Below are 25,149 nucleotides of genomic sequence, written 5' to 3' on the forward strand. Positions count from 1 at the left end.
AAGGAGGTTAAGTCATGGCAATCCTTGTAGACAAAAACACGAGAGTAGTGGTTCAAGGCATAACGGGAAAGGAAGGCTCTTTCCATGCTATCCAATGCAAAGCCTATGGCACTCAGGTAGTGGCAGGTGTTACTCCTGGCAAAGGTGGTCAGTCTGTAGAGGGTATACCCGTTTTCAACACCGTAGAAGAGGCTGTAAGAGAAACATCCGCCAACTGCTCCCTTATCTTTGTTCCACCAGCCTTTGCAGGAGATGCCATAGTGGAAGCTCTTGATGCAGGCATAGAGCTCGTGGTCTGTATCACGGAGGGTATACCGGTAAGAGATATGATGATGGTAAAGGACTACATGAAGAAAAACTACCCCAACGCCAAGCTTATAGGTCCAAACTGCCCAGGAGTGATAACCCCAGGCGAGGCAAAGGTGGGTATAATGCCAGGGCATATCTTCAAGAGAGGTTCTATAGGCATAGTTTCAAGAAGTGGGACGCTTACCTACGAAGCATCCTATCAGCTCACTCAGTTTGGGCTTGGGCAGTCCACTGCGGTAGGAATAGGCGGAGACCCAGTTCATGGACTTTCTCACAAAGACGTCATAGCCATGTTTAACCAAGACCCAGAAACAGAGGCTATACTTATGATAGGAGAAATAGGGGGAACTGCGGAAGAGGAGGCTGCGGAGTATATAAAAGAGCATGTGAAAAAGCCAGTATTTGCTTATATTGCAGGTATAACCGCACCACCGGGAAGACGTATGGGACATGCAGGTGCTATAATAAGCGGAGGCAAAGGCACTGCACAGGCAAAGATGCAAGCCTTAAGGGAAGCAGGCGTAACGGTGATAGAAAACCCCGCCTTTATAGGTAAAACTGTGGCGGAGACTTTAGGAAAAATGTGATTAAGTTCATTCAGCAAAGGAAACTTGTGATATACTTTAATAAATTCTAAAACTCGTAGGAGGTGTTAATATGGCTTTGAGGACAAAAGTTGACCCAGATACCTGTACCTCATGTGAGCTTTGCTACGATAGAGTGCCAGAGGTCTACAAAAACAGAGGCGATGGAATAGCGGAAGTGGTAAGCCCAGGAGCAGACGGATGGATGGTAGTGCCAGCGGAACTTGAAAACGAAGTCAAAGAGGTTACCGACGAATGTCCCAGTGGGTCCATCATAACCGAGGAAATATAAGCATAAAAATTGACGTAGATACGTGCACCGCTTGCGAGCTGTGCTACGACAGGTTGCCAGAAATCTTTGTCAACAGGGGGGATGGTATCCCCCTTGTTATGATAAAAGTCCCCATAGAGCAGGTGTATGATAAGCTCTTACAAACCGCAGAAGATTGTCCAAGTGGTTCTATAATCCTATACTAAGTTGGATAAGATACTTTTTCTGGGGACTGCAGGTGGTAGAGCAAGCGTTTTTAGATTTTTAAGAAGGTCTGGGGGCTTTCTACTCTTTTTATCTGGCTCACTGGTGCACGTAGACCCAGGTCCTGGTGCTTTTGTATATCTTCACCAACTTGGTATAGACCCAAAAAACATAGACCTTGTAGTCTTGTCTCATATACACCTTGACCACTCTTCCGACGTAAACTCTGTAATAGAATCTGCCACGGATGGAGGAAAGCTAAAGCACGTAGCCTTGTTTGCTCCACGCTCTGCTTTTGAAGGTCATCACAGAGTTGTTCTTCCCTTTATAAGAGAAAGACTTGCCTTAGAAGGTTTTCTAAAAGAGGGTGAGGTGCTCTCCTACAAGTCAGTGAGTGTAAAAGCGGTAATGAAACATACCCATCATGGCGCAGAAACCTATGCCTTGCTCTTCAACGATAGAATTCTGTATGTCTCTTGTGCCTTATACGAGGACAGAATGCTAAAACTCTACCCGCACAATGTGGAAGTTATGATAATCAACACAACCCTTTACAGGAAAACAAAGCCTATAGACCACCTTACCGTTGAAGACGCAGAAAGGCTAATATCTGTTCTAAAGCCTAAAAGGGTCATCCTAACCCACTTTGGGTATGAGTTCCTTCTGCAGTATGACCCAGAAAGGGTTGCAGAGGAGCTTTCTCAAAAATACGGAATACCAGTGGTATCCGCCAAAGATTTTATGGAGGTGGTGCTCTAATGTTAGAGCACCTGTTCCCAGAACTGAAAAGATGGGCGGAGAACTTCGTCCAAGAACATGGTTATACTGCACTTTTTATACTATCCTTTACAGAGTCCATAATTCAACCAGTGCCACCCTATCCCTTTATAGTGAGTGCTCCTCTTTTTAATCTAAGTCCTTATGTGGCAGGGCTTGTCTCCTTTGTAGGAAATATACTTGGTGCTATCGTAGCCTACTATCTTGCTAAAATTCTTGGAGAAACCTTTGTAAAGAAACTCTTCGGTCAGAGACTCTACCTCAAGGGGGAAGCTCTTTTTAATAGGTATGGCTTTTGGGCGGTGCTTATAGGCGAACCATACAAGCTCGTTTGTTGGCTTGCTGGACTCTTTCATATGCCAGTTTGGAGCTTTCTTTTGGCAAGCCTTATTGCAAGGGCTATTAGGATAGGCATATTTGTATTTTTTGGTGATGTGCTTGGGAAATTTATAAACTAATGGGTGCGGGAGGACTCGAACCCCCAACCGGGCGGTTATGAGCCGCCCGCTCTGCCATTGAGCTACGCACCCTACAGTAAAAATATTATAAAACCTCTTGACAATCTTTGCAACTCTATGGTAGAGTTTTGGAAACTTAACCAGGGAGGTAGTGCCATGAAAAGATTTGTCCTTGCCTTTGCCCTGGTGGGAGCTCTTTGCAAGCCAATAATGGATGCGTCTCCTTTAGGCATAGGTGGTCCTTCAGAGGTCTCTTACCAAAATAATGAACTTGATGAGGAACTTTTTGACGTAGATACGGTTAGCAAAATTATAGCTATTGAGATGTCTGTGGAAGAAGCCATGAGAGAGCTTCTCAACGTTAAAACCGTAGAAACAGTAAAGCCAGACATATGGCCGGTGGTAGGCGTTATAACTTCAGACTATGGCTGGCGGACACTTGGTGGAAGGAGAGAATTTCATACTGGTATAGATATATCCGCACCCTATGGAACACCCGTTGTTGCTACATCCGATGGTAGGGTAATATACGCAGGATGGATAAGAGGTTACGGAAAAACAGTTATCATTTATCACGGTTATGGCTTTGCAACCCTTTATGCACACCTATCGGACATAAAGGTTTCTTACTCAGACAGAGTTGTAAAGGGTCAGATAATAGGAAACGTGGGGACCACCGGTAGGGCATTTGGACCACATCTCCATTACGAAGTTCTAAAATACGGAGTTAGACAAAACCCTATAGCCTACCTGCCTTAGAGTAGACCTCTTCTTCTTAGCGCATCTTCGTATATTCTTCTGTAGAGATGGTTCCACTCGGGAGTGCCTTCCACTATCCTCTTTGAGTAAGACCTTATCCTTTCCCTTACCTCCCTGTCTATTTCCTCCTCTTCTCTAACAGCTTCCATGAGAATCTCCCTTATCCTGTTTCTTATTACGCTTGGCTCTTCGTATATTTCCACTTGAGGGTCTTCCATTATCATGTCCTTTATTTTGTGTGCTATTTGGTTCATCCTTTCCCTTCTTGAAGTGTGTATGTTCATCTCTTCTGCAAGTTTACTTCTGACCGCTTTATACGCGGTTCTATAGTCAAGGCTGGTTTCTTCAAGAAGCTCCAGCTTTTCCCTGAGGATTTCCTTAGTCTTTTCATCAAGCATCCTCTCCTGTTCTTCCGCTTCTTTAAATATGGCTATTATCCTTTTCTTAAAGATGTATGGGTCTTCTGGTTCTATAATTCTCTCCTTTTCATAAAGCTCCCTTATTATTCTATCCGCTATTCTCTCTACGAGTTTCTCAGGCAACCTCATACTAAACCTCCTAAATCTTATCAATTATATCATAGAAAACTTTCAAGAAGGTTTTTGACTTCTTGTGTGTATTCGCCATTTTCTTCGTTAATTATCAAGGGTTTTTCAACAACAGGGACAGGTTTTAGGTTCTTTAGTGCATGTATACACACTATTTTCGCATTCTTACTTAGCTTTGGATAAAAAAACCTCAAAGACTCTACTTCTAAGCGATACTTTTTCATAAAAAGGATAGCTTCTACAAGGCGATTTGAAGCTACTAAAAGGTTAAAATGTCTACCATCTCTAAGCAAAAAGCCTGCGGTTCTTATAAAATCTTCAAGGCTTGTGTCTGTTTCATGATGATATACGTTGTTTGAAGCTGTGCCCTTATAAAAGGGTGGATTGGCAACCACCACATCAAAACTCTGAGCCCTTATGTAATTGTGTGCATGTTTTAGGTCAAGGTCAAGAATATGTATTTTATCCTCAAGTTTGTTGAGCTTTATATTCTCTCTGAGAAGCTGAAGCATAAGGGGGTCCCTTTCTATAGCCCAAACGTGGCAAGAGTATTTGAGAGAAATTAGTATGGAAAGAGTGCCAAAGCCTGCACCAAGGTCAAGAACTTTTGAGTTTCTTTTTATGCCTTTAAGATTTGCTACGAAAAGTATCTCTACTATTGATAGTCTGTGTTTCCTTGTCTGCTTAAACCTTACTTTTCCTCTAAAAAACTCAAATTCCTTAGACTCTTCCAAACCTCTCAAAAAGCTCAAGCAGAGTTCTTGCCTTTTCCTTTGCTTTCTCTAATTCTTCTATTTCTTCCATGGTTTGAGCGGTTGCCAGCTTCCTCATTGCCTGGTCAAAAAGCTCCTTTTCTTTACCTGGGTCAATCTCTCCTATGTTGTAGGCTTCTTCTGTAAGAATGATAACCTTTTCAGGTGTTACATCCACAAAGCCGTAGGTTACCGCAATGCCATTTTCTTGCTTCCCGTCAAAGTAGACAAGTCCCGGTTTTAGCATGGTCATAAGATACATGTGTTTTTCAAGCACCCCTATCTCACCCTCTGCGGTAGGTATGTTTACAGAGTTAACATCCCTTGAAAAATGAAGTCCTTGAGGTGTGACTATTTCCACTTTAATCATGGTGCTAAAATTATACCATGAAGGCTTATCTTCTTGGCAAACTTCCTCGCATGCTATCCACTACGCTTTTCCATGCTATGGCATTGTTGGGATACGAAGGTCTTATAATCTGCGAACCAGAAGATACATACATAAGCCTTGGCTATTTTGACAGAGCCTACGAGCTTATAGACCTTAAAAAATGCAAGGATTTGGGTATAGGTATCATAAGAAGGCAAACGGGTGGTGGTGCGGTCTTGCTATCACCGGGTCAGGTTTTTTATCAACTCATACTTCCCAAAGAGGTTGTTCCTTTCAAGGTAGAAGATGCCTATAGAAAGCTTTCACAACCTGTTATAAGGGCTTATGCAAGGCTTGGGCTTGAGGTGGAATACAAACCTATAAATGACCTTGTTGTTAAATCATCTCAGAGGAAGATAAGCGGTCAGGGAGCTGGAGATATAGGAAAGTTTTTCGTTTTTGTAGGGAACATACTCCTTAGGTTTGACCCAGACCTTATGGCAGAGCTTTTTAATCTTCCAAACAAGCATACGAGGGAGAAGGTGAGGCAAAGCCTTTGGGAAAACATATCGTGGTTAGAAAGGGAGCTGTGTAGGGTTTTTAGTCCAAGAGAGGTCACAGAAGCTCTCCTTGAAGAGTTTTCAAAGGATTTTAGCCTTGAGGTCTGCGAAGAAGTTCCACAGGAAGCCATTGAGTTTGCGGATAGGTTAAGAGAAGAGATGAGCTCTGAAGAAACCCTTTTTGAGGACACAGGAAGAAGACATCACCTTATAAAGATAAGAGAGGGTGTGTATGTGCCACGGTGTTAAGAGAAAATATTGCTAAACTTTAGCTTCTGTTTTACGATACTATTAAGAGGGAGGTTTGTATGTTTGGTGCCACCTTTGGAATAGTAGCTCAAGGACTTGAGCTTTTTAGGAAGTCTGCGGACATAAGAAATAGGAACATACTCAATGCCAACAATCCAGATTATGCCCAAGAAGACCCAGCGGTAAAGAGCTTTGCTCCTGCGGGTATAAGGTTGGAAGACATAATAAGAAGTCAGAATTTCTATTACATGTCTTTGAGAAATCAAAAGCTCTCCACAGTTTCTACCCTTGACACTGCTATAAAGGGAAACTCTCAAGTGGAGAACCTTTTTCAGGAGTTTACTGAGGGGCTCGGCGGTAGCGAATATATAAACCGCTTTTTTACCGCCTATCAGGATCTTATGAAAGAACCTACCAATGAGGGTGCAAGAAGTGAATTATTAAATTCCGCACAAAGTCTTATTTTTTACCTCAGGGATAGAAAAAAAGATATGGAAAGGTATCTCAACAGCACAGACTACGATATGAGGCAATACATAAACAAGATAAATACCCTGTTAAAAAAGCTGGCTCAGATAAACCAAGAAATACTCATCGGCTACGCTCAAACTTATGCAAAGGGCAGGGACTATAAAAACTTACTTGACCTGGCACACTAAACGTAAGTGTAGGGAAAACAGCTATTAACATAAATTACACTACAAGCCAAAGCCTTAACGACCTTGTGGAGTTTATAAACTCTAACTACTCAAACCTTCTTCAGGCGAGGGTTAGTCAAAATCCAGATGGAACATATTCTCTCATGCTCATGCCTGTGGATATAAGCAAAGATATTGCGGTTCTTAATATAAGCGGGGGAGACTTTGATGTGGGTGCGTCAGATTTTTATTCTCCCAATGTGCTACAAGCGGTCAAAAGGATTGGAAACAAGCTTAGCTCTTCGCTTTATCCTGATGATTCTGACCTCATGCTCTTGCAAAGAGCCTTTGATAGAGTTTCTTATAGAAGGTCTCAGGTAGGCAGTGTGCTATCTCAAGTCAAAAACCTCCAGCCTGTGCAGGAAAATCTCAGGGACAACCTAAACAAACAGAAATCCGACTTTGAGGATGCAGAGCTGTCTCAAAGCATAATGGACTATACTCGCTACAAGATTGCTTATGAAGCTCTTATGCGTATAATAGCAGACCAAAAGGATATGAGTATACTTAAATACTTAAAGTAAGAAGTAGTCTAAATAACAGGTTATGGAAAAGCGCTTTTTGGAGTTATATATTTACCTTGATGTTAAGCCTTGAGGAACTTCAAAAGGCACCAGAAAAACCTGGCGTATACCTTTTCAAAAGGGGCAACAGACCCATATACATAGGTAAGGCAAAAAACCTTAGGGATAGGCTCCTTCAACACTACAAGCTGGCGGAAAAGGACAGCAAGGAAAAAGCTATTATAGAAAACTCCACTTCCGTGGAGTGGGTTATAACACGCAACACCTTTGAAGCCTTAACGCTGGAAGTAGACCTTATTCAACTCCACAAACCTCGTTATAATGTGCTCCACAAGTATGGCGGTGGCTATCCTCTACTTTTATTGACCGATGAGCCATATCCTACTGTAAGAGTGGTAAGAGGCACAGAACACAGAGGACAGCTTTTTGGACCTTTCTTTAGCACCTCAAAGGCTAAAAAGGTGAAAAGACTTATCCACAAATTGTTTAAACTCAGGACTTGCGACCCAATGCCAGAAAGAAAAGAACCCTGTATGGATTATCATCTTGGACTTTGCTCCGGACCTTGCTGTGGTCTTATAGACAAGGAATCTTATAAGCTGTCGGTAAAATCCACTATTGCTCTGCTATCTGGAGAGGTGAGCGAAGTTTTAGAGGAGCTATACCAAAAAATAGAAGAGGAAATGCAAAGGCTTAACTTTGAAAGATGTGCCATGCTAAGAGACCAAATACAGGCTTTGGAAAACCTCTCTAAGGGTCAAAGGGTCTCTGGGCTTGAATATGGTAATGCGGATATTCTTTACGCTATGGGTAGGGTTTTGGGTGTTTTTCTCATTAGGTCTGGAAGGCTTGTGGACAAGCAAGTTTTTGTCCTTGAGAGGGAAGAAGAGCTTGAGGAGTTTTTGCTGGGATTTTACTACACGAGCCCTTTGCCTCAAAACCTGCTTGTGAACTTTGAACTTTCGGAGGAAACCCTATGGTGGCTCTCTCAAAGAGGAAACTTTGAGCTAAGAAGGGATATAAGCCCAGAGCTTGAGGAACTCATAAGGGAAAACCTTGGACACCATCTTGACCCTGTGGTTCTTAGGGAGGAATTTCATAGGGTGCTACGCATTCCAATGCCAGAGAGAATAGAGGGTTTTGATATTTCTCACTTTTATGGTGAATACACTGTTGGTTCTTGCGTAGTGTGGGAAAGGGGAAGCATGAACAAAAGAGCTTATAGAAGATACAGAATAAAGAGCTTTGAAGGGATAGATGACTATAGAGCTTTGGAAGAAGTCCTTTCACGGAGAGCAAGAAGGCTAAAGGAAGGCGAGGAAAAAATGCCAGACCTTTGGCTCATAGACGGAGGCTACGGACAGCTCAATGTTGCTATAAGAGTGAGAGACAAATTTTCCTTACCAATAAAGGTCTATGCCCTTGCAAAGGAGGAGGAAATTCTTATCTCGGAGGAAAGAAAAGAAGTAAGGCTGACCCAACATCCTATTTTATACAGAGTCTTTGGGCTAATTAGGGACGAGGCACACAGGTTTGCACTTACCTACAATAGGAAATTAAGACTAAAGGAGGGTCTTAAGGACACCTTGGATAAGGTGAAAGGTATAGGAGAAGTAAAGAAAAGGCTCATATACAGGAATTTTGAAAACCTATACGAGTTTCTAAAAGCGGACGAGGGAACTTTAAGGAGGCTGGGTATAAGCCCCACTCTCAAGCAGGAAGTAGAAAGGTATCTCAAAGATTAAAAAGGTATAATATAAATCATCACCTTTTGAAAGGAGGCACGCATGGCAAAGGGAACAGTCGCTTACAAAATACTAAAGGAGCACCTTGTGAGCGGAAAGCTAATACCCGGTGAGGAGATAGCCATAAAGATAGACCAAACCCTCACACAGGATGCAACTGGAACTATGGCTTATCTCCAGTTTGAAGCAATGGGAGTGGATAGGGTCAAAACGGAGCTTTCTGTTAGCTACATAGACCACAATATGCTACAAACGGACTTTAGAAACCCAGATGACCATAAATATCTTATGAGCATTGCCAAAAGGTATGGCATATGGCTTTCCAAACCCGGTAATGGTATATGTCATCAAGTTCATGTGGAAAGGTTTGCAAAGCCTGGAAAAACACTTCTTGGCTCAGACTCTCACACACCTACCTCTGGCGGTGTGGGTATGATAGCCATAGGTGCGGGTGGTCTTGACGTGGCTGCGGCGATGGCTGGTGAACCCTTTTATCTAAAAATGCCAAAGATAGTAGGTGTAAAGCTAACTGGTAAGATGCCAGAGTGGGTAACCGCAAAGGATATAATTCTTGAGCTCTTAAGAAGGTTAACGGTAAAGGGTGGTGTAGGAAAGATTTTTGAATACTTTGGAGAGGGTATAAAAGAGCTTTCTGTGCCAGAGAGGGCAACCATAACCAACATGGGAGCGGAGCTTGGTGCAACCACTTCTATATTTCCATCTGATGAGATAACAAGGGCGTATCTTAAAGCTCAAGGCAGGGAGCAGGACTGGATAGAGCTTTTGCCAGACCCAGATGCGGAGTATGATGAAGTAATTGAGATAAACCTTTCTGAGCTTGAACCACTAATAGCCTGCCCTCATTCACCCGACAATGTGGTGCCTGTGAGAGAAGTGGAAGGTATAAAGGTAGACCAGGTAGTAATAGGCTCTTGCACAAACTCCTCCTTTGTGGACCTTACAAGAGCAGGCAAGATGCTTGAAGGAAGGAAGGTTCATCCAGATGTTATATTTGCGGTAGCCCCTGGCTCAAAGCAAGCCCTTGAGCTTATAACTCAGAATGGTATTCTCCTTAACTTTCTAAAGGCAGGAGCGAGGATATTGGAAAGTGCCTGTGGTCCATGCATAGGTATGGGATACGCGCCACCAAGCGGTGGAGTGTCCATTAGGAGCTTTAACAGAAACTTTGAAGGAAGGTCTGGCACGCCCGATGCGAAAGTATACCTTGCATCTCCAGAGGTTTGTGTAGCCTGTGCCATAGCGGGAGAGATAATAGACCCAAGAAAATTAGCAGAGAGAGAGGGTATAAAGTGGATAAGAGTGGAGCTACCAGAAAGATTTCCATACGGCGATGAAGCCTTTATACCACCACTGCCTGAAGAAGAGGCGAGAAAGGTGGAAATATACAGAGGTCCAAACATAAAGCCTCTACCTGAGTTTGACGAAATGCCAGAGCTCATAGAGGGAGAAGTAAGCCTTATAGTGGGAGACAACATAACCACAGACCACATAATGCCCGCAGGTGCAAAAATACTACCCCTTAGGTCTAACATCTACGCCATAAGCGAGTATGTTTACCACTACGTAGACCCAGAGTTCGTCTCAAGAGCCAAGAAGATAAGGGATGAGAAAGGAAAAGCCAACATAATAATAGGTGGTGAAAATTACGGTCAAGGCTCATCCAGAGAACATGCAGCACTTGCTCCCAGATTTCTTGGAGTGCGTGCGGTTATAGCAAAGTCTTTTGCAAGGATACACCATGCAAATCTTGTAAACTTTGGCATAGTGCCCTTGGAATTTGTAAACAAAGAGGACTACAGCAAGTTCTCTCTGGGTGATGAGATAGAAATACCAGAGCTCACTCAAAGACTACGGGCTGGACAGGAGGTGGTGGTTATAAACAAGACCACGGGAGAGCAGATAGTATGCAAATACAGCCTAACACCTAAGCAAGTTTCTGTGCTATTGGCAGGTGGACTGCTTAATTGGATAAAGAAAAAACAAAAGGTGGAAGTATGAGCAAGTGGCTCTTAGCCCTGGTTTTGTGCCTTAGCGTAGTGCAAGCAAAGGAAGTGCCTTTTACCTTAGAGGACAGAGATAGGCTCATTAGAATGGAGGCAGAGCTAAAAGCTCTCAGTAAAAGTGTGGATACTCGCTTTGAGGAAATGAACAAGCGTATAGACGAAGTAAACCGCAAGATAGACATGCTTTTCAACTTTTTGTGGATAATTACTGGCATATTTACTACCATAACGGTGGCTACTATAGGCTTTGCCATATGGGACAGAAGAACTACACTAAAGCCTTTTGAGGATAAAATAAGGAAGCTGGAAGATAAGGACAAAGCTTTTCTTGAAGCTTTAAAAAGCCTCGCAGAAGAAGACAAGAAGGTGTATGAAATCCTAAGGAAGTATAACATGCTGTAAAGGAGGGTTACCATGAAGCTACGCAAGGTGGTGTCTGTAATAGGTGCAGGGAATGTAGGTGAGCATACCGCAAGCCTTTTGGCTTTGAGAGGTCTTGTGGATGTGCGTATGTTTGACCTGCCAAAGAAGGATGGAGACAGAATAATTGAGCCCGTTAAAGGCAAAGCCCTTGACATTCAGCAAATGCTTTCCGCATTGAACATTAACGGAAGAGTGGAAGGCTATACAGTAACACCAGAAGGTGAAGGCTACGAAGCCTTAAAGGACAGCGACCTTATTGTTATAACCGCTGGCTTTCCAAGAAGACCTGGCATGTCAAGGGAAGACCTACTGGAAAAAAACATCTCCATCCTCTCGGTTATAGCAGGCAAAATAAAGGAATACGCACCTAAGGCTATAGTTATAGTAGTTACCAACCCGGTAGACCTTATGACCTATGCGGTATATAAAATTCTTGGCTTTGAGAAAAACAGGGTTATGGGTATGGCTGGTGTGCTTGACTCTGCTCGCTTCAAAACCTTTATATCAAGGGAAATATGTATATCGCCACAGGATATAAACGCTTATGTTATAGGTGGTCATGGTGATGAAATGGTTCCTCTCATATCTATTTCTAACGTGGGAGGCATACCTTTAAAGGATATGCTACCAAAGGAGAAAATCCAAGAGCTTATAAAGAGGACTCAGTTTGGTGGTGGTGAGATAGTAGACCTTATGGGAACTTCTGCTTATCACGCACCTGCTGCATCTATAGTGGAAATGGTGGAGGCTATTGTGACAGACAACAAGAGAATACTGCCATGTTCTGTGTATTTGGATGGAGAGGTGGGCAAGTATTACGAGGCGGAAGGCTTGTGTGTGGGCGTGCCAGTAAAATTGGGCAACAACGGAGTAGAAGAAGTGATTAAAATACCTATGATAGAGGAAGAGCGTGAGATGTGGAAGAGGTCGGTGGAATCTGTAAGGAAAAACATAGCCATAGTGGAGGAGCTGTTAAATGCGAGAAGTGCACTATGACCAAATAGTAGAGGCGGTAAGGGAGATTGCCATAAAGGCTAACTACGAAATTCCAGAGGACGTGGAGCTTGCCTATCAAAGTGCCATAAGGAAAGAAGAATCTGAAATAGGAAGAGAGGTCCTCAGCCAGATACTCCTAAACATAAAGTCCGCAAGAGAGGAGCAGATGGCATACTGTCAAGACACGGGTGTGGCGGTGGTTTTTGTGGAGATAGGTCAAGATGTCCATGTGGTGGGTGGGTCTCTTGAAGATGCCATAAACGAAGGAGTAAGAAGAGCTTACACAGAGGGCTATCTTAGGGCTTCTATGGTTTATGACCCTGTTTTTGAAAGAAAAAACACAAAGGACAACACTCCTGCGGTAATACACTATAGGGTAGTTCCTGGAGATAGGTTAAAGCTCACCTTTGCACCAAAGGGTGCAGGCTCAGAAAACACCTCACGCCTTGCCATGCTAAAACCTGCAGATGGTTGGGAGGGTGTAAAAAGGTTTGTCCTTGAGACGGTAAAGCTCGCTGGTCCCAATGCCTGTCCACCCTTCACCGTCGGTGTAGGAATAGGTGGCACCTTTGAATACTGTGCCTTGCTTGCCAAGAAGGCACTCCTCAGACCAGTGGGAGAAAGAAGTAAAGACCCTGTAGCCAAGAGAATAGAAGAGGAGCTTATAGAGGAAATAAACAAGATAGGTTGGGGTCCTATGGGCTTTGGTGGAACTGTGACCGCAGTGGATGTAAAGGTGGAGCTTTACCCTTGCCACATAGCCTCTCTCCCAGTGGCGGTAAACATCCAATGCCATGCAAACAGGCATGCGGAGATAGAGCTGTGAAATACATCCTAATCTTGGCTTTTATAGGACTTATAACGGTCATATTTCTAAGTGGGTTTGCCTTTAGATTGTTAAGGAGATAAGAAGAATTTGCCTATTAAATAGTTAGAAAATTCGTGCCATGGTGTTAGGTCTATTAAGGGTAGAGCTCTTCTTTCCAGAAAATTGTTCTTTAAAGGAAAAGAGGCACTACCTAAGGTCTATAAAGGATAAGGTGAGGTCTTCCTTTAATGTTTCTGTGGCGGAAGTAGACTACCACGACCTGTGGCAGAGGTCAAGCCTTGCCTTTGTATGTGTTTCTCATGAAAAGTCTTTGGCGGAAAACACCCTAAGCGGTGTGAAAAAGCTACTTGAAAGGCACTACCCAGAGTTTATACTTGAGCTTAAGAGTGAATACCTATTCCTCTAAAAGCCCATGCTTGCGTAGGAAACTATAGAGTCTGTAAGGTCTTCATAGTAGAAGCTGTAATCAAAAAGCTCACCCTTCTCAAGCCCTGCCTTCTTTAACATATGGGAAAATACAAGATTTGTATACTGACCGTCTATGCGTGTGAAGTTTTTAGTCTCTTGGAGCAGTTCAAAAGCATCATCTCCTTTGAGATTTTGTAAAAGTTCAAGGTATTTCCTGTCTCTATAGGAAGGGTCATAACTTTGCATATCTCCAAACTTTTTTCCCACATGGCTTAGGTCAACGCTTGAAATTATAAGGGTGTGGTGAAGTTCTCTGTCTATTACCCTTAAGAGGTTTTCCGCAAGGGTTTTTAGGAAGTCTCTATCTCCATAGGAAACTATAAGGGCTAACGCCTTTGACTCTGGAAAGAGCATTTTTGCATAAATTGAGGCAAACTCAATGGAATGTTCTTGTCTGTAGGAAAAAAGGTCGTGAGTTATGTCAAAGCTGTAGAAGGATTGCAGTTTCTCAAGCAGGTCTTTTCTTGTTTCAAGTATGCCAAAGGGCGTTTCCATATGGAGGGGTAAGACAGAAAAGGGCATCTCATGCCAATAGTGGGAAACGCCTAATATTACCACAAGCCTTTTGTCCGCCTTGAGCCTTCCATAACCCTCCCAGTAAGTTTTCCTTGCAACTCTTAAGTCCATATGAGGAACCATAAGTCCTAACAGGTCTCTCTTTTCCTTTTCCTCTCCCATGAGAAAGGTTCTGCAACTTTCTGCATCCTCAGGGTATACCTCACCCGCATGGGACATGGGTCTTACGCCTTTGCGGAGCATTTCTTGACGCATGGAATTGAGGGTATTTTGAAAGTTCTCTCCCTCCAACAGAAGGGATTTTTCAAGAAGCTCAATAAACTCCCTGAGCTCTTGCTCTCTAAGGATTATGCCAGTCCTTTTGAAAAATTCAGCTCTTAGTTCCTCAAGCTCTCTTGTTCCGTCCATAAGGGATAAAAGGAGGAGAGCATGGTAAGACACTAAAAGACCATCGGATATTCCCATTGGGTCTTTGAGCCAGAAGGACTTGCCTTGAGGAATTACTTCAATGGGTCTTATTTTTGGCTTCATCCAAATATTAAAATCTCTTCCTCTCTAAACTTTTGGTCAACAAGCTCCCAGCTTCTGTAGGAGACCACCTTGCCTTTGCTTACAGAAAGTATTAGATAAGAAAAGCCTTCAAAAGCCCTTTCCTCATCAAATTGAGAAGGTCTATCTGGATGGTCGGGATGGGAATGGTATACGCCCACTATCTCAAGCCCAAACTCTTTTGCCTTTTTTTCAGCCTTTAGGTAATCTTCTGGTGCTATCTCATAACGGTCATGTTTTCTGTCAGGGTTTGCGTTAGGTGTTTCATATACTCCAAAGACAGTCCTTAGGTTTCCTTCCACTTTTCCTAAAAGAAGACCACAGGTTTCATAAGGGTAATCTCTCTCCGCTTGTGCTATAGCCTTCTGAAGAGCAGAGCCTTTAATCCTTAGCATCTTTACACCATAGCGTATTGGGTTAGAAGTTCTGCTATCTGCACTGCGTTGGTAGCTGCACCCTTGCGTATGTTGTCCGCCACTATCCACATGGAAAGCCCCGGCTCAAAGACCAAATCCTTTCTTATCCTTCCCACAAAGACTTCATCTTTTCCTGCCACCTCTATTGCAAGAGGATATTGACCCTCTACGGGATTGTCCACCACTACAACGCCTTTTGCCTTGCTTAGTATCTCCCTTGCGGACTCTGGAGATAGTTCGGACTTTAACTTGACGCTTACCGCCTCTGAGTGTCCATAAAAGACCGGCACTCTTACGCAGGTTGCGGAGACCCTTATATGGGGGTCATGGAGTATCTTTCTGGTCTCGTTTAGCATCTTTAACTCTTCCTTTGTGTATCCGTTTTCTGTAAAAATGTCTATCTGTGGCACTACGTTGAAGGCTATTCTTTTTGGCAGTGTCTTTGCTGGTGGTATTTCTTTTCCTTCGCACCATGCCTTTGTTTGTTCTTGAAGCTCCCTTATGGCTTTTGCACCTGCACCGGACACTGACTGGTAGGTGGAGACCACTATGGCTTCTATCCCAACCGCATCGTATATGGGCTTTAGTGCTACAAGCATCTGTATGGTAGAGCAGTTAGGGTTGGCTATTATACCCTTGTGGTCTTTGACATCTTCTGGATTTACCTCTGGCACTACCAAAGGCACTTCTGGGTCAAGCCTCCAGGCAGAGGAATTATCTATAACAACCGCACCATCAGAGACAAACCTCGGTGCATACTCCTTACTTATGGAAGAGCCCGCAGAAAAAAGTGCTATATCTATGCCTTTAAAGTCGGCGACCTTATTAAGTGCCTGAACTTTTAACCTTTCACCCTTGAAGGTAAGCTCAAGCCCTTCGGACCTCTCTGAGGCAAAAAGGAACAGCTCATCCACGGGAAAGTTTCTCTCTTCCAGAACCTTTAGGAAAGCCCTTCCTACTTCACCCGTTGCACCAACTACCGCTACCCTGTATCCCATAGGTTAAATTATATCCCATTATAGAGACTCAAAGCTCTTACAAGAGACCTCGCTGAGAATACGACTTATGACCTCATCGTTTACGTTAGGCTTCTTTAGAAAGTTTTCCCGTCTATACCTGTGAGCAACTATTATCATGTGAAGAGCTTCAACGGTCTTGTCTATAAACTCGTTTACCACTATATAGTCAAAGTGTCTTGCACAGGCTATCTCCTCTTCAGCCTTTTGAAGCCTCTGCTCTAAGTTTTCCCTACCGTAGCCTCTACCTAAGAGCCTTCTCCTCAATTCTTCAATACTTGGTGGCATAAGAAAGATAAGCACGCTCTCTGGATAGACCTCCTTTACCTTCTTTGCACCTTGCACATCTATAACAAGAAGGGAATCTATGCCTTCTTCCTCATTCTTAAGGACCTGGTCCTTAGGTGTGCCGTAGTAGTGTCCATAAACATTGGCGTATTCAAGAAAATAGCCCTCCTCTATCTTTCTCTCAAACTCTTCTCTATCTATGAATATGTAATCCACACCATGCACCTCTCCTTCCCTTCGTGGTCTTGTGGTTGTGGTTATTATCCTCTTTACCTTTGGACAGCTTTTGAGAAGTCTATCCGCTACTGTAGTCTTACCCGTGCCAGAAGGTGCGGAAAGGACAAAGAGCATGTTATAATTATAACTCATAAGGCGCGTAGCTCAGCTGGCAGAGCGCTGGCCCGACACGCCAGAGGTCGGCGGTTCAAATCCGCCCGCGCCTACCATGTTATAATCTTCAAGATGTTTTTGGATTTTGAGAGGGAGCTTCAAGAGATATACCAAAAGGTTGAGCAACTCAAAAGACTATACAGTCTTGGAGACAGAGAGAGGGAAAAGGAGCTCAGAAAAGCTCAAAGGGAGTTCTTAAAAAAGAGCAAAGAGATATATTCAAAACTTGACCCTTGGGAGAGGGTTCTCCTTGCAAGACATCCTCAAAGACCACACGCAGTTGACTATATAAACCTCATATTCAAAAACTTCATAGAGCTTCATGGAGATAGGTGTTTTGGGGATGACAAGTCCATAGTGGCTGGTTTTGCTTACTTTGACGCTTTCCCTGTGGCAGTGATAGGTCAAGAAAAGGGTAGGACAACAAAGGAGAAGGTGGAAAGGAACTTTGGCATGCCTCATCCCGAAGGCTACAGAAAGGCTATAAGGATAGCAAAGTTGGCGGAAAAGTATGGTATGCCTGTTATAACGCTCATAGACACACCGGGAGCATATCCGGGTATAGGTGCGGAAGAGAGGGGACAGTCTGAAGCCATAGCCCAAAGTCTATATACCTTTGGCTACTTGAAAGTTCCAAGTATTGCGGTGATAATAGGAGAGGGTGGCTCTGGTGGTGCCCTTGCTCTTGGAGTTGCCAATAGGGTGCTTATGTTAGAAAATGCGGTCTATTCGGTGATATCTCCTGAAGGCTGTGCGGCAATACTTTGGAAGGACCAAGGCAAGGTGAAGGAAGCCTCAAAAGCCCTCAAGCTCACAGCCCAAGACCTTCTAAGGCTTGGAGTTATAGATGCCATAGTGCCAGAGCCTCTTGGTTCAGCCCATTGGGACCACAAAAGAAGTGCAAGGGTGCTAAAATACGTCTTAAGAAAATGCCTGAGAGAACTCTTACAAATGAAACCCGAGGAGTTAGTGCAGGAAAGGGTCAGAAAGTTTGAGAGGATGGGGGTTTTTGTGGAGCTATGAACTTTCTTTGTATACATTGCCATTTTCATCAACCACCAAGAGAAAATCCATACCTTGGTCTTGTGCCCATAGAGGAATCTGCCCAACCTTTTGAGAATTGGAACGAGAGAATATTCAGAGAATCCTATCTTCCAAACCTTTACGCACACTATAGAAGAGAGGGTAAGATACTAAAGGTGATAAACAACTACGAACATATAAGTTTTAACTTCACCTACAGTCTTCTCTCTTGGCTTCTTAGGGAAAAGCCTTGGTTTGTTCAAAGGCTCAAAACTGCAAGTAAAAGGGCTATAGCCACGAGCTTTAACCACACTATACTACCTCTTGACCCAGAGGAGGATAGAGAGGTCCAGATAGTCTGGGGTATAAGAGCCTTTGAGAAGGTGTTTGGAAGAAAACCCTCTGGCTTTTGGCTTCCTGAACTTGCGGTAGATAGAAAAACCCTTTCCCTCTTGCTAAAGCATGGCATAAAATACCTCATACTTGCACCACATCAGGTCAAAACAAAGGGAAACTACCTTAGACTCCATATGCCAGAAGGTCATATAGATATCTTTGTCTACGATGGAGAGCTTTCTCACGGTATAGCCTTTGGAGAGCTTATAAACAAAATGGATGAGGTTATAAGAAGAGCAAGTGCAAAAAAAGGTCTTACCCTTATTGCGGTGGACGGCGAGACTTTTGGTCATCACAAAAAGTTTGGTGAGATGGGTCTCGCTTACCTTATAGAGAACTATCCAAATATTAAAAGTCTTGAGGAAATACATGAAACCATGCATCCAGAAGGAGAGACAGACATATGGGAGTTTACCTCTTGGAGTTGTGCTCATGGCATAGAAAGATGGAGGTCTGACTGTGGATGTTCCACTGGTGGGCTTCCCGGTTGGCATCAAAAGTGGAGAGGACCCATGAGGGAAGCTCTTGAGATAGTGAGGTCAGAGGTAAGGGAAAGACTGTTTAGAGTTTTAGAAAAGTATACAAAAGACCCACAGAGTGCCCTTTTTGACTTTGTAGATATACTGCTTGGAGGTTCAAAAGAGGAATATCTCCAAAACAAGGCAAAAAGACCTCTTAACAAAGAGGAGAGAGTGGAACTGTTTAAGCATTTATACGCTTACAAATACATAAGTTATGCCTTTTCTTCCGATGGCTGGTTTTTTGCAGAAATCTCTGGCATAGAAGCTGTAAAGAACCTACTCTTTGCAAAAAAAGCCATTGACCTTATTGGTGATAGAGAGCTTGAAGAGAGATTTCTCAGCGTGCTTTCTGAAGCTCCAAGCAATCTACAATCCTATGGCAATGGTCTTGGGGTGTGGCAAAGTCTTGTCCTGCCTCAAAGGGTCTCAAAGGAGCGGTTAGTATCTTCCATAACCGTCCTTGAGTTGTCAGATGTTATACCTCAGGAGGGAATATTGGGAAATTTTTACTATAAGGTGGAAGGCTTTGAGCCTTGGAAGGTCTACATCAAGGATATGGAAACAGAAGAGGAGTTTGAAGCCTTGGAGGAGTTAAAAGAGTTTAATCTTGTCCATGTGCCTCAACCTTTTCTCAGTTGGCTATTGGATAAATGGGCTTTTGCATATCTTGAGGGAGATGTGAGTTTTACCGAAAGCTACGAACTCCTACTTGAGAACTTGCTTTTCCACGCACAAGGCAGATATTTTGAGGCAGGCATTTTGATAGAAGATAAGGTAAAAGCATACCTTCGCTTAAAGCTCTATCTTCTTCTTAAAAGGCTTGCTCCTGTAGATGAGGTTAAAAAGGTGTTGGAAAAGGCGGAAAGTCTTAACCTTGATATAAGGGATGAGCATGTTAAGTTTTGGATAGAAAGATACATAAGCAGGAAGATACTTACAGGCTTGTCAGAAGGAGAAGCAAAAGAGATAGCGGACTTTGTTAAAGATTACAACAGAGAGGTTGGGAAGTATGACCTTATGGTAAACCTGTGGGAGCTTCAAAACTGGGCGTGGGAAAATAGAGGAAGGCTAAGCCAAGAAGTTCTTAGTCTTTTGGACTTTGAGTAAAATACTACCATGAGGGCAAAGGGGCTCTTTACGGACCTCTATGAGCTTACAATGGCTCAAGTTTACCTTGAAACTAACAAAGTAGGTAGGGCGGTCTTTAGCCTTTTTGTGAGAAAACTTCCAAAAAACAGAAACTTTCTCGTTTCCTGTGGACTTGAGCCTCTTATTGAGGCTCTTGGGGAGTTTAAGTTTGGTAGTGAGGAGCTAAGGTATCTAAAGTCTTTGAACCTCTTTAAGGACTGGTTTTTGGATTATCTGGAGCAGTATCAGTTTAGGGGAAACCTCTACGCTATAAGGGAGGGCATGATAGTCTTTCAGAATGAACCAATTGTTCAGATAGAAGGGTCCCTACCAGAGGTGCAAATCCTTGAAACCCTTGTTATAAACATAGTGCATTACAATACGCTTATTGCTTCAAAAACCGCAAGGTGCTACATAGCATCCAAGGGCAAGGCTCTTGTGGACTTTGGTTTAAGAAGGGCACATGGGCTTGACGCAGGTCTCTATGGAGCAAGGGCTTGCTACATAACAGGCTTTGCTGGCACTTCAAATCTTGAAGCGGGAAGGAAATACGGAATTCCCGTCTTTGGCACTATGGCACACTCCTTTGTAATGGTCTTTGAGGAAGAGGAAGAAGCCTTTAGGGCTTTTGCAAGGAGCTTTCCAGACAAGACGGTGTTTCTTATAGACACCTATGACACCTTTGAGGGGGCAAAAAAGGCTATAAGGTTGATGAAAGAGGGTATAAAGGTTGTGGGAGTAAGGATTGACAGTGGAGACCTGCTTGAGGAATGTGTAAAGGTAAAAGAGCTTCTCCAAAGGGAAGGCTTTGGGGATGTAAAGATAGTGGTAAGTGGTGGGCTTGATGAAGAGGACATACACAAACTTGTATCAAAGGGTGCACCGGTGGATATCTTTGGCGTTGGCACTAAGGTTTTGACCTCTGCGGATGCTCCCTATCTTGATATAGCCTACAAGCTGGTGGAATATGAAGGAAAGCCAAAGTTTAAGTTAAGCCCTGGAAAGCAAACCTTTCCCTACAAAAGACAAGTCATAAGGCATTATGAAAATGGTCTTATGTGCTATGATGAGGTTATTCCTTACAGAGAGGGAGGGCTTGTGGAGCTTGTATTCAAAGAGGGAAACCTTACAAAGCCACTGCCTACTTTGAAAGAGATAAGAGAGACCTTTTTCAATGAGCTTTCCAAATTGCCTGAAGAGTTAAAGTCCATAAGCGAGAAAAGGGATTATAATGTTTTATTAAAGGAGGCTTAAAGATGAGTAGGAGACCCAACATAGAAGAAGCACTTAAGAAGGTATCTTCAAGGTATGAACTTGTGCACGCTGCTGCAAAAAGGGCACGCCAGCTACTGGAAAGGGGAGAAGATATATTTATAAGGGACAAGACGAGAGGTGAGCTTATAAAGAAAACCTTCCAAGCCATAGAGGACATAGCTCAAGGCAAGGTTCGTGTGGTAAAGTTGAGGAGAGGTTCTGAGAATGATTAAAAGTTTGGAGTTCCTTCATATTTTCTTTGCTGTTGTATGGATAGGTGGAATGGTATACAGCCTACTCTTCCTAAAGCCATCTCTCAAGGAACTTCCAAGTGAAGACCACAGACAAAAACTTCTTCGTTCTGTGTTTTCAAAATTCTTTCCTATGGTGTGGCTTTCCATACTTGTTTTATTCATAACGGGTATGGGTCTATGGCATGGTTATAGGAGGGATTTTTCCGACAATCCTCTATTTCATACAAAGCTCTTCCTCTTTGCTCTTATGACCCTTGTGTTTACATACATTTACTTTTTCCTTTTTAAGAGAAACAGACTTTCACACATTCCCAACCTCATGTGGGTAAACCTCATCTTTGGTGTAATAATCCTGCTAATAATTACCTACATAAGCTAATGTTGGTCTTACTTATACTTTTGATTGTGCCTCTAATTGCACTTGCACAACTACCGCCAGAGTATGGACTTCTTTTAAGATATATGGATAAAAGGGATACCTCAATTGGATATAGGATACTAAAAGAATACCCAGATGCGGTCTTTGTGAACGACCTAAGGCTTTTATTAGCTCAAGATGAGCTAAAGGCAGGAAGAAGGCAGTCCGCCAGCAGGCTTTTAATGGATATAAACCCAAGAAACCTCAGAAACGACCTAAGGGGTGAGTATGTCAGGCTTTGGAAGGAGCTAAACTTAGACCCAAAAGTGGGTTTTTTAAAATCTCCTGTGCTATTTAGGGAGTTTATACCTAACATAAGGCTAACTCCAGAAGAGGCTTTATCCGCCTCAGAAGAACTCTTTAGGAGAAGGTATTACAGAGAGGTGGTTTCGCTTCTTGAGGGTATGGATTTTCAGAAGGTTTGCTACATGCTTGGTATGTCCCTAAGGTCTCTTAGGGAAAACGACAGAGCTTTTGAGATATTTCAAAGGTGTGAAAACGATAGAGCAAGGGTTGAGCTGGCTGTAATGCAATACGAGAGGGGGCAAAGGGCAGAGGTTGAGGAAACCTTATCATCCATCAAGGATAAGAGCCTTCTTTCAGATGCTCTTTTTAGACTTGGAAGACTAAACATGCATAGAGGAAACTTCTACGAAGCAATAAACTACCTTATCCGTATGGAGCCATCTCATAGAAGAGATTTTAACCTTGGACTTTCCTACTACGCAGTCGGGGACTATGTAAAAGCCTTTGAATACTTTTTAAACTCAACGAGAAACACTCAAAGTAGAGAAGAAATGTCCGCTGGCAACTTTTGGGCATACAAGAGTGCTTTGCTTTTAGGAAGGGAGGATGCGGGAGAATATCTTATAAGGGCTTCCAACGGCACTGGTTTTTATCATGCGGTTGCCAGTTCCATGTTGGGTCTTCCGGTGGCAAGCAGAGCAATGAGAGTGGTGATGGAAGATGAGAGCTTTCCAAAAACCGCAAGGACAATAAGAGCCATACGGGAAGCTGGTTTTCCCGAGTATGCAAGGCTTGAGGCTTTTAGAAGGCTAAAGGATATTAGCTCCTCTGACGTAATAGCCATATCACGTTTTGACCCACATCTTGCCATAAGGCTTGCGGTCAGAAAATACGGCTATGGTAGTTTTGTATATAATGCGGTAGCCTTTCCGAAACCTTATAGAAATATCGTAGAAAGAGTCTCAGAAAGGTATTCTGTAGAGAGTGCTCTAATATACGCAGTTATGAGGCAGGAAAGCCTTTTTGACCCTTACGCCGTCTCTGTGGCAAATGCCAGAGGGCTTATGCAGTTATTAGATAGCACTGCACAGTATGTGGCAAGAAGAGAAGGCATAAGAATAAGAAACATCTATGACCCAGAAACCAATATAATGCTTGGCACTGCTTATTTGAGATACCTCCTTGACCAGTGGAGGGGTGACCTTGTAAGAGCCCTTGCCAGCTACAATGCAGGACCTGGAAGAGTAAGAAGGTGGGTCCAACACGAAGACCAATACCTTTTTATAGAGACAATACCTCTTAGAGAAACTCGGGACTATGTAAAAAGGGTGCTTTATAACTACTATGTATACTCAGAGCTTTTAAAGTGATGCCACTGCCTTGTCTATCTTCTCAAGAGCCAGGTGTATGTCTTCTTCTGTGTGTGCTGTGCTAAGAAACCATGCCTCAAACTGAGCAGGAGGAATTAGGATGCCCTCTCTAAGCAGAGCTCTAAAGAACTTACCAAACATCTCCCTGTCTGACCTTTTGGCTGTCTCATAGTCATAGACCTCTTCCTCTGTGAAAAAAACAGTAAACATAGAGGCTATCTGGTTTATCCTGTGGGGTATACCCTTTCTATGCAGTATTTCTGATATTCCATTGGTGAGCATTCTTGTAAGCCTTTCCAACTCTTCGTATGGGTTTAGACTGAAAAGCTCACTTAGGGTTGCAATACCTGCTACCATAGAAAGAGGGTTGCCTGAAAGCGTCCCCGCCTGATAGACAGGACCCTCTGGCGCCACCTTTTGCATTATTTCCTTTCTTCCTCCATAAGCTCCCAGTGGCATACCACCGCCCAATATCTTTCCCATGCAGGTAATGTCTGGGTCTCTGCCAAAGAGCTCTTGCGCGCCACCCTTTGACAGTCTAAAGTTTGTTATGACCTCATCGCATATGACTAAGGCACCATATTCTCTTGTTATCTCTCTTATTTTCTCTAAGAAGCCCGGCTTTGGCAGAACCACCCCCATGTTGCCTGCCACAGGCTCTACAATTACACAGGCTATGTCCTCTCCATACTTTCTAAAAACCTCCTCAAGGGACTGCGTGTCGTTATAGGGAATCACGAGAGTAAGGTTTGCTATCTCTTCTGGAACTCCCGGCGTCCCCGGTATACCAAGGGTAGCAACGCCAGAGCCAGCACTCACCAAAAGGCTATCCCCATGCCCATGGTAGCATCCGTCAAACTTTACCACGTATTTTCTTCCCGTATATCCTCGTGCTAACCTTATGGCGGACATGGTAGCCTCTGTGCCAGAGGAAACAAACCTTACCATTTCCACAGAAGGCATTGCGGACACCACAAGCTCCGCAAGAGTTATCTCATGCTCGTTGGTTAGTCCATAAGAAAGACCTTTCTTAGCTTGTTCACATACCGCCTCCACCACCTTGGGATGGGAATGCCCAAGGATAAGAGGACCCCAAGACATGAGAAAGTCAATGTATTCTTTGCCCTCCACATCCCAAAGCCTTGAACCTTGAGCCCTTGAGACTATTATAGGCTCTCCACCTACAGCCTTGAAAGCCCTAACAGGAGAGCTAACACCTCCCGGCATAAGTGTCCTTGCCTTCTCAAAGAGCTCACTGTTCCTCATTTAGACCCTCCACATCTTCTGGGTAGGAATAAACCTCAAAGCCATACTCCTTTGCAAGGTCCATTGCCTTTGAGTCCACCATAGGGGATATAATCAAGACCCTATCTACCTCTTTGCCTTCTCTCTTTTTGTAAAACTCCACTTTTCTTTTCAAAACAAACACATCAGACTTACTCATTGAAGACTTTATCTCCGCAATAAGGATTTTACCATCCCTTATTATCAGGTCAAGCTCCACTTGGTCTGGTCTTCCAAAGACTTCTCCCTCTTGGTCGTAAGCTAAATACCTTTCCACCTTCACAGGAAAGTCTTCTTCAAGTATGCCTTTTATAGCCTCTCTAAAGGAGCTTTCCGCTCTTAACCCCCACCTTGCACCCAACGCCCCTATGCCCGTGTCGTATTTCCTGTGGAGTTTCTTAATCTCCTCCATCAGCTCTCTGTTTATTCTCTGTTGCTCTTCCCATCTTCTTTGCTGTTCTTCCCATCTTCTATTTTGCTCTTCCCATAGTTTTCTTTGTTCCTCCCATCTTTTGTTTTGCTCTTCCCATCT

At 43.4% G+C, this 25,149-nt stretch carries 30 protein-coding genes and 2 tRNA genes; 22 read left to right on the forward strand and 10 right to left on the reverse strand.

All coding sequences use genetic code 11. The annotated features are described in order from the left end of the window. Window positions 1-14 precede the first annotated feature (14 nt). The 5 genes from sucD (at window position 15) to WKI49_03610 (ending at window position 2,603) form a co-directional block, all read left to right on the forward strand. Window positions 15-896: a succinate--CoA ligase subunit alpha gene (gene sucD / locus WKI49_03590; GenBank protein ID MEJ7621584.1), complete on the forward strand. Its 882-nt coding sequence runs from the start codon at window positions 15-17 to the stop codon at window positions 894-896. 70 nt (window positions 897-966) lie between these two features. Beyond that, window positions 967-1,185, forward strand: coding sequence for a ferredoxin (locus WKI49_03595; GenBank protein ID MEJ7621585.1), 219 nt, complete (start codon window positions 967-969; stop codon window positions 1,183-1,185). Next, a complete protein-coding gene (locus tag WKI49_03600; protein ID MEJ7621586.1) occupies window positions 1,149-1,370 on the forward strand; it encodes a ferredoxin in 222 nt (73 codons plus the stop codon). Before WKI49_03595 ends, WKI49_03600 begins: the two co-directional genes overlap by 37 nt. Window position 1,371: 1 nt before the next feature. Then, window positions 1,372-2,127, forward strand: a complete 756-nt coding sequence (locus WKI49_03605; GenBank protein ID MEJ7621587.1) for an MBL fold metallo-hydrolase — start codon at window positions 1,372-1,374, stop codon at window positions 2,125-2,127. Next, window positions 2,127-2,603: a YqaA family protein gene (locus WKI49_03610; GenBank protein MEJ7621588.1), complete on the forward strand. Its 477-nt coding sequence runs from the start codon at window positions 2,127-2,129 to the stop codon at window positions 2,601-2,603. Before WKI49_03605 ends, WKI49_03610 begins: the two co-directional genes overlap by 1 nt. On the opposite strand, the gene WKI49_03615 is transcribed toward WKI49_03610, so the two are convergent. Next, window positions 2,604-2,675, reverse strand: a tRNA-Ile gene (locus WKI49_03615). 84 nt (window positions 2,676-2,759) lie between these two features. On the opposite strand from WKI49_03615, the gene WKI49_03620 reads away from it, so the two are divergent. Further along, window positions 2,760-3,362 (forward strand): M23 family metallopeptidase, encoded by a 603-nt coding sequence (locus tag WKI49_03620; protein ID MEJ7621589.1) that lies wholly within the window; start codon window positions 2,760-2,762, stop codon window positions 3,360-3,362. Here the strand turns inward: WKI49_03620 and WKI49_03625 are convergent. The 3 genes from WKI49_03625 to atpC are packed head-to-tail and all read right to left on the reverse strand — an operon-like array spanning window position 3,359 to window position 5,032. Beyond that, complete coding sequence (locus tag WKI49_03625) at window positions 3,359-3,910, reverse strand: DUF507 family protein (GenBank protein ID MEJ7621590.1); 552 nt, start codon at window positions 3,908-3,910, stop codon at window positions 3,359-3,361. The genes WKI49_03620 and WKI49_03625 overlap by 4 nt on opposite strands. A 29-nt stretch (window positions 3,911-3,939) precedes the next feature. Further along, entirely contained in the window at window positions 3,940-4,644 is a 705-nt protein-coding gene (locus tag WKI49_03630; protein MEJ7621591.1) for a methyltransferase, read from the reverse strand. Further along, entirely contained in the window at window positions 4,631-5,032 is a 402-nt protein-coding gene (atpC, locus tag WKI49_03635; protein ID MEJ7621592.1) for an ATP synthase F1 subunit epsilon, read from the reverse strand. The genes WKI49_03630 and atpC overlap by 14 nt, the downstream gene beginning before the upstream one ends. Window positions 5,033-5,049: 17 nt before the next feature. On the opposite strand from atpC, the gene WKI49_03640 reads away from it, so the two are divergent. The 9 genes from WKI49_03640 (at window position 5,050) to WKI49_03680 (ending at window position 13,486) form a co-directional block, all read left to right on the forward strand. Next, entirely contained in the window at window positions 5,050-5,841 is a 792-nt protein-coding gene (locus tag WKI49_03640; GenBank protein MEJ7621593.1) for a biotin/lipoate A/B protein ligase family protein, read from the forward strand. A 59-nt stretch (window positions 5,842-5,900) separates the two neighbouring features. Then, entirely contained in the window at window positions 5,901-6,500 is a 600-nt protein-coding gene (locus WKI49_03645) for a hypothetical protein (GenBank protein ID MEJ7621594.1), read from the forward strand. A gap of 65 nt (window positions 6,501-6,565) precedes the next feature. Then, complete coding sequence (locus tag WKI49_03650) at window positions 6,566-7,063, forward strand: flagellin (GenBank protein ID MEJ7621595.1); 498 nt, start codon at window positions 6,566-6,568, stop codon at window positions 7,061-7,063. A gap of 59 nt (window positions 7,064-7,122) precedes the next feature. Beyond that, window positions 7,123-8,808 carry an excinuclease ABC subunit UvrC gene (uvrC, locus tag WKI49_03655; GenBank protein MEJ7621596.1) on the forward strand — a complete coding sequence of 562 codons (1,686 nt, stop codon included), beginning with the start codon at window positions 7,123-7,125 and terminating at the stop codon, window positions 8,806-8,808. Window positions 8,809-8,850: 42 nt separating this feature from the next. Then, complete coding sequence (locus WKI49_03660) at window positions 8,851-10,827, forward strand: aconitate hydratase (GenBank protein ID MEJ7621597.1); 1,977 nt, start codon at window positions 8,851-8,853, stop codon at window positions 10,825-10,827. Further along, a complete protein-coding gene (locus tag WKI49_03665) occupies window positions 10,824-11,234 on the forward strand; it encodes a hypothetical protein (GenBank protein MEJ7621598.1) in 411 nt (136 codons plus the stop codon). Before WKI49_03660 ends, WKI49_03665 begins: the two co-directional genes overlap by 4 nt. Before the next feature lie 12 nt (window positions 11,235-11,246). Next, the gene (locus WKI49_03670) at window positions 11,247-12,251 is read left to right on the forward strand and encodes a malate dehydrogenase (GenBank protein ID MEJ7621599.1); all 1,005 of its coding nucleotides are present in this window, start codon (window positions 11,247-11,249) and stop codon (window positions 12,249-12,251) included. Then, window positions 12,232-13,077, forward strand: coding sequence for a fumarate hydratase (locus WKI49_03675; protein ID MEJ7621600.1), 846 nt, complete (start codon window positions 12,232-12,234; stop codon window positions 13,075-13,077). Before WKI49_03670 ends, WKI49_03675 begins: the two co-directional genes overlap by 20 nt. 121 nt (window positions 13,078-13,198) lie before the next feature. Next, a complete protein-coding gene (locus WKI49_03680) occupies window positions 13,199-13,486 on the forward strand; it encodes a DUF503 domain-containing protein (GenBank protein MEJ7621601.1) in 288 nt (95 codons plus the stop codon). Here the strand turns inward: WKI49_03680 and amrB are convergent. Genes amrB through gmk form a run of 4 tightly spaced genes read right to left on the reverse strand, consistent with a single transcriptional unit; the run spans window position 13,483 to window position 16,684 of the window. After that, window positions 13,483-14,595 carry an AmmeMemoRadiSam system protein B gene (gene amrB, locus WKI49_03685; GenBank protein MEJ7621602.1) on the reverse strand — a complete coding sequence of 371 codons (1,113 nt, stop codon included), beginning with the start codon at window positions 14,593-14,595 and terminating at the stop codon, window positions 13,483-13,485. The two genes, WKI49_03680 and amrB, sit on opposite strands and share 4 nt — an antisense overlap. Continuing rightward, the gene (locus tag WKI49_03690) at window positions 14,592-15,008 is read right to left on the reverse strand and encodes a M67 family metallopeptidase (GenBank protein MEJ7621603.1); all 417 of its coding nucleotides are present in this window, start codon (window positions 15,006-15,008) and stop codon (window positions 14,592-14,594) included. Before WKI49_03690 ends, amrB begins: the two co-directional genes overlap by 4 nt. A 2-nt stretch (window positions 15,009-15,010) precedes the next feature. Beyond that, the gene (gene asd / locus WKI49_03695) at window positions 15,011-16,027 is read right to left on the reverse strand and encodes an aspartate-semialdehyde dehydrogenase (protein MEJ7621604.1); all 1,017 of its coding nucleotides are present in this window, start codon (window positions 16,025-16,027) and stop codon (window positions 15,011-15,013) included. Between the two features lie 18 nt (window positions 16,028-16,045). After that, the gene (gene gmk / locus WKI49_03700) at window positions 16,046-16,684 is read right to left on the reverse strand and encodes a guanylate kinase (GenBank protein MEJ7621605.1); all 639 of its coding nucleotides are present in this window, start codon (window positions 16,682-16,684) and stop codon (window positions 16,046-16,048) included. A 19-nt stretch (window positions 16,685-16,703) separates the two neighbouring features. Here gmk and WKI49_03705 point away from each other — a divergent pair. The 7 genes from WKI49_03705 (at window position 16,704) to WKI49_03735 (ending at window position 23,333) form a co-directional block, all read left to right on the forward strand. After that, window positions 16,704-16,779: transfer RNA gene (locus WKI49_03705), tRNA-Val, on the forward strand. Between the two features lie 16 nt (window positions 16,780-16,795). Next, window positions 16,796-17,746: an acetyl-CoA carboxylase carboxyltransferase subunit alpha gene (locus WKI49_03710; GenBank protein ID MEJ7621606.1), complete on the forward strand. Its 951-nt coding sequence runs from the start codon at window positions 16,796-16,798 to the stop codon at window positions 17,744-17,746. Beyond that, window positions 17,743-19,770: a DUF3536 domain-containing protein gene (locus WKI49_03715; GenBank protein ID MEJ7621607.1), complete on the forward strand. Its 2,028-nt coding sequence runs from the start codon at window positions 17,743-17,745 to the stop codon at window positions 19,768-19,770. The genes WKI49_03710 and WKI49_03715 overlap by 4 nt, the downstream gene beginning before the upstream one ends. Window positions 19,771-19,779: 9 nt before the next feature. Next, complete coding sequence (locus WKI49_03720) at window positions 19,780-21,045, forward strand: nicotinate phosphoribosyltransferase (GenBank protein MEJ7621608.1); 1,266 nt, start codon at window positions 19,780-19,782, stop codon at window positions 21,043-21,045. Window positions 21,046-21,047: 2 nt separating this feature from the next. Further along, complete coding sequence (rpoZ, locus tag WKI49_03725) at window positions 21,048-21,278, forward strand: DNA-directed RNA polymerase subunit omega (protein ID MEJ7621609.1); 231 nt, start codon at window positions 21,048-21,050, stop codon at window positions 21,276-21,278. After that, on the forward strand, window positions 21,271-21,678 hold the full coding sequence (locus tag WKI49_03730; protein MEJ7621610.1) for a hypothetical protein: 408 nt from the start codon (window positions 21,271-21,273) through the stop codon (window positions 21,676-21,678). The genes rpoZ and WKI49_03730 overlap by 8 nt, the downstream gene beginning before the upstream one ends. Before the next feature lie 26 nt (window positions 21,679-21,704). Further along, entirely contained in the window at window positions 21,705-23,333 is a 1,629-nt protein-coding gene (locus tag WKI49_03735) for a lytic transglycosylase domain-containing protein (protein ID MEJ7621611.1), read from the forward strand. Here WKI49_03735 and hemL read toward each other — a convergent pair. Further along, window positions 23,325-24,599 (reverse strand): glutamate-1-semialdehyde 2,1-aminomutase, encoded by a 1,275-nt coding sequence (hemL, locus tag WKI49_03740; GenBank protein ID MEJ7621612.1) that lies wholly within the window; start codon window positions 24,597-24,599, stop codon window positions 23,325-23,327. The two genes, WKI49_03735 and hemL, sit on opposite strands and share 9 nt — an antisense overlap. After that, the coding region (locus WKI49_03745; GenBank protein MEJ7621613.1) for a DUF3782 domain-containing protein at window positions 24,586-25,149 on the reverse strand (564 nt) is incomplete at its 5' end. The genes hemL and WKI49_03745, both read right to left, overlap by 14 nt.

Source organism: Aquificaceae bacterium, assembly GCA_037722135.1.
Taxonomy (GTDB): domain Bacteria; phylum Aquificota; class Aquificia; order Aquificales; family Aquificaceae; genus Pampinifervens; species Pampinifervens sericum.